Source organism: Limosilactobacillus vaginalis DSM 5837 = ATCC 49540, assembly GCF_000159435.1.
Lineage (GTDB): Bacteria > Bacillota > Bacilli > Lactobacillales > Lactobacillaceae > Limosilactobacillus > Limosilactobacillus vaginalis.
This window is the reverse complement of the sequence record NZ_GG693501.1, coordinates 1-222: the sequence shown is the minus strand read 5'-3', so window position 1 is coordinate 222 and position 222 is coordinate 1. Positions and strand designations below refer to the sequence as shown.

The 222-nt window shown below is 53.2% G+C and carries 1 protein-coding gene; it reads left to right on the top strand.

Features of this window, described 5'->3' with window-relative positions:
- Nucleotides 1–222 (top strand): oxidoreductase (locus tag HMPREF0549_RS09675; RefSeq protein WP_003718031.1); only part of this gene is annotated, 222 nt, incomplete at both ends.

Sequence of the window (222 nt, the reverse complement as noted above, 5' to 3'; positions counted from 1 at the left end):
TGCCGCGTGCGCTTGAACTGGAAGAGATTCCAGGTATCGTCAATGATTTCCGTCAGGCCATTGCTAACGCGCGTGAAGCCGGTTTTGATCTGGTAGAGCTCCACTCTGCTCACGGTTATTTGCTGCATCAGTTCCTTTCTCCTTCTTCAAACCATCGTACCGATCAGTACGGCGGCAGCGTGGAAAATCGCGCACGTTTGGTACTGGAAGTGGTCGATGCCG